Origin of the sequence: Streptomyces sp. NPDC005784, from assembly GCF_042871525.1 — a bacterium.
GTDB lineage: Bacteria > Actinomycetota > Actinomycetes > Streptomycetales > Streptomycetaceae > Streptomyces.
In genome coordinates, this window is sequence record NZ_JBIAIQ010000030.1 from 103,558 (window position 1) to 109,557 (window position 6,000).

Here is a 6,000-nt window from a genome sequence, read left to right on the forward strand (position 1 = left end):
CGGAGCGTGCGGAACAGCTTGTGCGCGAGCCCGTCGTACCGACCCGCTGAGCGCATCCCCCTACACCCCGTCGACACACGAACATAGTTGAGAGGGGGTCAATTCAGAAGGGGCAGGTTCCGCACAGAGCGCCCCCCGATCGGAGTACGGGCCGGGTACGTCCCGGTTGCGCCCCCTCCGAGTACCCCCCTCACCCACCTTGACCTGCAGTTTTTCCCTGAACTCCGGCAAATCGGCCAACTCTGCACGTTGTCGGCGACCGGTCACACAAATTGTCGGGGCTGTGGACAAACTCCGGAGCGGAGTGCGTCATGGGGTGGTGAAGGAACGTGCGCGCATTCTCATTGTCGGCGGTGGCTACGTCGGGATGTACACCGCTCTGCGCCTCCAGCGGAAGCTGAAGCCCGAACTGAAGCGGGGCGAGGTCGAGATCACGGTCGTCTCGCCCGACCCATATATGACGTATCAGCCGTTCCTTCCCGAGGCCGCCGCGGGCTCGATCTCTCCGCGCCACGTGGTCGTTCCGCTGCGCCGGGTCCTGGACCGGTGCCGGATCGTCATCGGAGAGGTCCGGTCGATCGACCACGCCAAGCGCACCGCGACGCTCACCACGCTCGCCACCGAGGAGGAGGGCGCGGGCGCGGAACAGGTCACGTACGACGAACTCGTGCTCGCCCCCGGCTCGATCTCGCGCACCCTGCCGATCCCCGGACTCGCCGAGTACGCCATCGGCTTCAAGACGGTCGAAGAGGCCATCGGCCTGCGCAACCACGTCATCGAGCAGATGGACATCGCCTCCTCCACCCGCGACCCCGCGATCCGTGACGCGGCCCTGACCTTCGTCTTCGTAGGAGGCGGATACGCCGGCGTCGAGGCGCTCGGCGAGCTGGAGGACATGGCCCGCTACACGGCGCGGTACTACCACAACCTCAAGCCCGAGGACATGAAATGGATCCTCGTCGAGGCCTCGGACCGCATCCTGCCCGAGGTCGGCGAGGAGATGGGCAAGTACACGGTCACCCAGCTGCGCCGGCGCAACATCGAGGTACGCCTGGAGACCCGCCTCAACTCCTGCGCGGACCGGGTCGCCGTCCTCAGTGACGGCGCGCGCTTCCCGACGCGCACCGTCGTGTGGACGGCCGGCGTGAAACCGCACCCGATCCTCGCCGCGACCGACCTCCCCCTGAACGGGCGCGGCCGGCTCAAGTGCACTCCCCAGCTCACCGTCGACGGCGCCGCGCACGCGTGGGCCGCGGGAGACGCTGCGGCCGTCCCCGACGTGACCGCGGAACCCGGCAAGGAGACCGCGCCCAACGCCCAGCACGCCGTGCGCCAGGCGAAGGTCCTCGGCGACAACCTCGCGCACACCCTGCGCGGCGAGCCCCTGGAGACGTACTCCCACAAGTACGTCGGCTCGGTCGCGTCCCTCGGACTCCACAAGGGAGTCGCACACGTCTACGGGCGCAAGCTGAGGGGCTATCCTGCCTGGTTCATGCACCGCGTCTACCACCTCAGCAGGGTGCCGACCTTCAACCGCAAGGCCCGTGTGCTCGCCGAATGGACCCTGGCGGGACTCTTCAAGCGGGAGATCGTGTCCCTCGGCTCGCTCGAACACCCCCGTGCGGAGTTCGAACTGGCGGCCGGGGGAAAGCCTCCGACCGACCCGAAGGGGTCGTCCTGACCGGACCGAGGAACTCCACCGGCAGGGACGGCGTCTGAAGGTTGTCGGCCCGGTCGGTCAGACTGCCAGACAGGTCCACGACTTTGGGCGGGTGAACCGCTCGCCCTTCTAACACGAGGCTTTCCCCACTGTGAACTTCACGCGCTGGAGCGCCCGGCTCCCCGGAACGCAGCGCCGCGCCGCAGCGCGGACCGAGCACAGGGCCGCGCACACGGCCGCCCCGGACCGGCGCGGGGAAGGCTCCGTGCCGGCGGCCCGCGTCGAGCGGTTGACCGACGACGCCCCTCCCGGGCTCGCCGTCGATGAACTCCCGGTGCGCGCGGTTCTCGACCGCGTCCCCGCGCTCGTCGCCCTCGTGCAGGGCCCCGAGCACCGCGTCTCGTACGTCAACGACGCCTACACGGCGGCCTTCGGCGCGCGCCCCGTCGGCGAGCCGGCGCGCGAGGCGCTGCCCGAACTGGACGAACTCGGCCTGCTGCCGCTCCTCGACCAGGTCCTGCGCAGCGCCAAGCCCCGCACCGTCAAGTCCCGCAAGGTGTCGACCGGCCGCTCCTACACGTTCACCTGCACCCCCGTCGACACCTCCCCGGAGGGCGACGGCCGCGGCGTGCTCGTCTTCGCCACCGACGTCACCGATCATGCGGAGGCGGCCGAACGGCTGCGCGCCAGCGAGCGCCGCCAGCGCGAGACCGCCGTCACGCTCCAGCGCTCCCTGCTCCCGCAGGAGTTGGAGGAGCCCGACGACCTGCGCATCGCCGCGACCTACCTGCCGGGCGGCACGGAGGCGGCGGTCGGCGGCGACTGGTACGACGTCATCACCCTCGGCGGCGGGCGCACCGCGCTCGTCATCGGCGACGTGATGGGCCGCGGGATCCGCGCGGCGGCCGTCATGGGCCAGCTGCGTACGGCCGTCCGCGCGTACGCCCGTCTCGATCTGCCGCCGCACGAGGTCCTGCAGCTCCTCGACGGCCTCGCCACCGAGATCGACGCCAACCAGATCGCCACGTGCGTGTACGCCATCCACGACCCGAACGAGGGCCGGCTGGTGTACGCCTCCGCCGGCCACCTGCCCATCCTGGTCCGCGACGAGAACGGCATCATCCACCGCGCCGACGAGCCGACCGGGCCGCCGCTCGGCACCGGCGGCTGGCTGCATGCCTCCGGCTCGGTGCCTTTGGGCCCAGGCTCCACCGCCGTCCTGTACACGGACGGTCTGGTCGAGCGCCGCGACGAGGACCTAGACGAGGGCATCGCCTCCCTGGAGCGCGCCCTGGCAGGCGCCACGGGCAGTCCCCAGGTCATCTGCGACCGCCTGGTCCGCGCGGCCGGCGTCACCGCCGACCACGACGACGACGTCGCCGTCCTCGTCCTCCAGCACCCATCCCGTACGGGCCCCGAGGGCGAGCTCTTCCGCAATGCCGCCCTGGAACTGCTCGGCGGCATGGAGGCGGCCCCGCGCGCCCGTGCCTTCGCCTCCGGCGTGCTGGCCAGCTGGCGCTTCCCCGGCGATCTGCACGATCTCGGCGTCCTGGCCGCCAGCGAACTCGTCGCCAACTCCCTCCAGCACGGCACCCCGCCGATGCGGCTGCGCCTGCGCCGCACCGACCGTCGCCTGATCATCGAGGTCACCGACGGCGACGACCACCTCCCGCGCCGCCGCCGCGCCGAACCCGGCGACGAGGCCGGACGCGGCATCGCGATCGTGGCCACGATCGCCTCGAACTGGGGCTCCCGCCGCACACCGGGCGGCGGCAAGGCGGTGTGGTGCGAGTTCGTGCTCCCGCGCGCCGGGAGCTGAATCCGGGGACCTGAATCCGGGGAACCCGCGGGGTACCGAATTCGGGGAGCCCAATTCGAGGAGCCGAGTCCGTACACGAAACGGCCGCCACCACGTCGTGACGTGATGGCGGCCGTCGTACGTCCGTCGGTGTCCCGCCCGTCCGGCTGCCCGACCGTCGGGCGCGGACCGTCAGGCGCTCGCCGGCACCGGCTCCGGCGCGGTCCCGCCCTGCGCGACCACCCGGCTCCTCGCGAGCGACGGCTGATTCTGTACGGGGGTGAGCTGCCGCCCGAGCCGCACGGCCAGGACGGTGATGCCGAGCGAGAAGAACAGGAACGTCGCGATGTACGGGCCGTGCAGCGAGGCCCCCATCGGGCCGCCCACCGCCGGGCCGATCGCCAGCGCGAGCTGCTTCACCAGGGCGAAGGCGGAGTTGTACTGACCCGCCATGCCCGACGGCGCCAGATCGGCGACCAGCGGAGCCATCGTCGGCGACAGCATCGCCTCACCCAGCCCGAAGAGCGCGTACGTCGACACGAAAGCCGCCGTGGCCATGGTCTGGCTGCCGTGCCCGAGGCCCGCGTACCCGGCCGCCAGCCAGGCGACGGCCCAGATGAGTCCGACCGCGGCGATCACCCGGGACCGCTTGCGACGCTCGACGAACTTCAGCACCGCGAACTGCGCGACCACGATCATCGCCGTGTTCGCCGCCATCGCCGTACCGAGCGCGGACGTGGAGATCCCGGCCGCCTCGACGCCGTACGCGGAAAGACCCGACTCGAACTGTCCGTAGCAGGCGAAGAACAGCACGAAGCCCAGCACGGACAGCTGCACCATGGCCCGGTTGCCGAGGAGCTGCTTCCAGCTGCCGCCCCTGGACTGGGGCGTGTCCCCCTGGATCCGCGGCGCGTGCGGCATCCGGACGGTCGCCATGATCACGACGAGCACGAGGAACATCGCCGCCTCGATCGCGAACAGCAGCGTGAAGGAACTCGCCCGGTCGGGGTCGACGATGTGACCGCCGATGAGACCGCCGACACCGAGGCCCAGGTTCTGCAGGAAGAACTGTGTCGCGAAGGCGCGCGACCGGGTGCCCGCCGAGGAGCAGTCCACGATCATCGTCGCGAGCGACGGCTGCATCACGGCCTGCCCGGCACCGAGCGCCGCCGCCGACAGCACCACGGTCGTCGCGCTGTTCGCCAGACCGAGACTCAGCGCACCGAGAGCGGCGGTCACCAGGGCGGTGAGCAGAACCGGCAGCGGCCCGCGCCGGACGATCGCCCGCCCGGCGAACGGCAGCACGACGAGAGCGGCCACGGCGAAGACGGCGAGCACGATGCTCGCCGTCATGGAGCCGAGTCCCCGCACCTGCGCCACATAGACGTAGAGGAAGGGGACGGTAAAGCCGAGCCCGAACGCGCTGAGTGCGTTGCCCACGTGGATCCGGCGCATCGCTGCGCCCATCGCCCTGGTCACTTTCACCTGCCTTGGTCGTGAAGCCGTGCCGGCCCGTCCGTGCCGGGCCCGTGTCCGTGACACGTTCCCTGCGCATGGATGCAGGCCTGAAGACTTCGAAGCTAAAGTTAGAACCTGAACTCTACACCTTGAAGGACTTCGACATCAAGCGGCGTCGTGCGATACTCGGGCCATGGGCGACACCCCCGGCGTCAGTGAGCCGGCACTCGAAGAACAGATCGCCGCCTACCAGCGCGAGTTCCAGGACCTCGACCCCCAGGTCGAGAAGATCGTCTCGGCGCTGTCCCGCCTCAACCGGCGGATGAACGTCGCCTACGGCCGTCAGACCGCCGCCCTCGGCATCAGCAACGCCGAGTGGGAGGTCCTCAAGGCGCTGGTCCTCGCCGGCGCCCCGTACCGCCTCGGCCCGAGCGAGCTCGCCAAGCGCCTCGGCCTCACTCCGGCCGCCATGACCCACCGCATCGACCGCATGCTCGCGGAGGGGCTGGTCACCCGGGAGCGCGACGAGTCGAACCGTGTGCGGGTCATCGTCGAGCTGACCGACGAGGGCCGCGAGAAGTGGCTGGAGGCGATGCGCCTCGCCACGGTCTTCGAGGAGGACCTGCTCCAGGACCTCTCCGCCGAGGACCGAGGTGTCCTGGGCGAGGTCCTGACCCGCCTGCTGCGACGGGTGGAGGACGCCCAGCCGGACGCGGGCGGCAGGCTCAGCGACCTCGATTAAAAGATCTTGACAGGAGAGGTTGACACTGCCCTGGCGGATCCGTAAGGTTCTTCGAGTTGCCACGGGGCCGGAACGGTTCTGCGACGACACCTCCGCCGCTGATGCGGCACTCAAACCACCAGCACGATCTCCCGACCGGGGCGAATTCGGCGTGCCCGAATTCAATTCGATTCGGGCACGGCAGCCCGATTAGGAACTGCCGGGAAGATCCGCTAAAGTTTGAGACGTCGGAACGGCCCAACAGCCGCGAAGACAAGCCCCGCTGACTGGGAGTCAGGCCCGAAAGGATCTGATAGAGTCGGACTCGCCGGAAAGGGAAACGCGGAAGCGGGAACCTGGAAA

At 70.3% G+C, this 6,000-nt stretch carries 4 protein-coding genes; 3 read left to right on the forward strand and 1 reads right to left on the reverse strand.

Going from position 1 to position 6,000, the window contains the following annotated elements; genetic code table 11:
- Positions 1 to 316 precede the first annotated feature (316 nt).
- Positions 317 to 1,681: an NAD(P)/FAD-dependent oxidoreductase gene (locus ACFYR3_RS34085; protein WP_389285781.1), complete on the forward strand. Its 1,365-nt coding sequence runs from the start codon at positions 317 to 319 to the stop codon at positions 1,679 to 1,681.
- A gap of 130 nt (positions 1,682 to 1,811) precedes the next feature.
- Positions 1,812 to 3,479 carry a SpoIIE family protein phosphatase gene (locus ACFYR3_RS34090; RefSeq protein WP_355858673.1) on the forward strand — a complete coding sequence of 556 codons (1,668 nt, stop codon included), beginning with the start codon at positions 1,812 to 1,814 and terminating at the stop codon, positions 3,477 to 3,479.
- A gap of 171 nt (positions 3,480 to 3,650) precedes the next feature.
- Here the strand turns inward: ACFYR3_RS34090 and ACFYR3_RS34095 are convergent, their stop codons facing one another.
- Positions 3,651 to 4,925: an MFS transporter gene (locus tag ACFYR3_RS34095; protein ID WP_355858676.1), complete on the reverse strand. Its 1,275-nt coding sequence runs from the start codon at positions 4,923 to 4,925 to the stop codon at positions 3,651 to 3,653.
- 184 nt (positions 4,926 to 5,109) lie between these two features.
- On the opposite strand from ACFYR3_RS34095, the gene ACFYR3_RS34100 reads away from it, so the two are divergent.
- Positions 5,110 to 5,658 carry a MarR family transcriptional regulator gene (locus tag ACFYR3_RS34100; protein ID WP_355858679.1) on the forward strand — a complete coding sequence of 183 codons (549 nt, stop codon included), beginning with the start codon at positions 5,110 to 5,112 and terminating at the stop codon, positions 5,656 to 5,658.
- The last annotated feature ends 342 nt before the right edge of the window (positions 5,659 to 6,000 follow it).

Bases quoted from the DNA above. Each gene is read 5' to 3' on its own strand.
- ACFYR3_RS34095 (WP_355858676.1), bottom strand. From the start codon at position 4,925: ATGGGCGCAGCGATGCGCCGGATCCACGTGGGCAACGCACTCAGCGCG.
- ACFYR3_RS34100 (WP_355858679.1), top strand. From the start codon at position 5,110: ATGGGCGACACCCCCGGCGTCAGTGAGCCGGCACTCGAAGAACAGATC.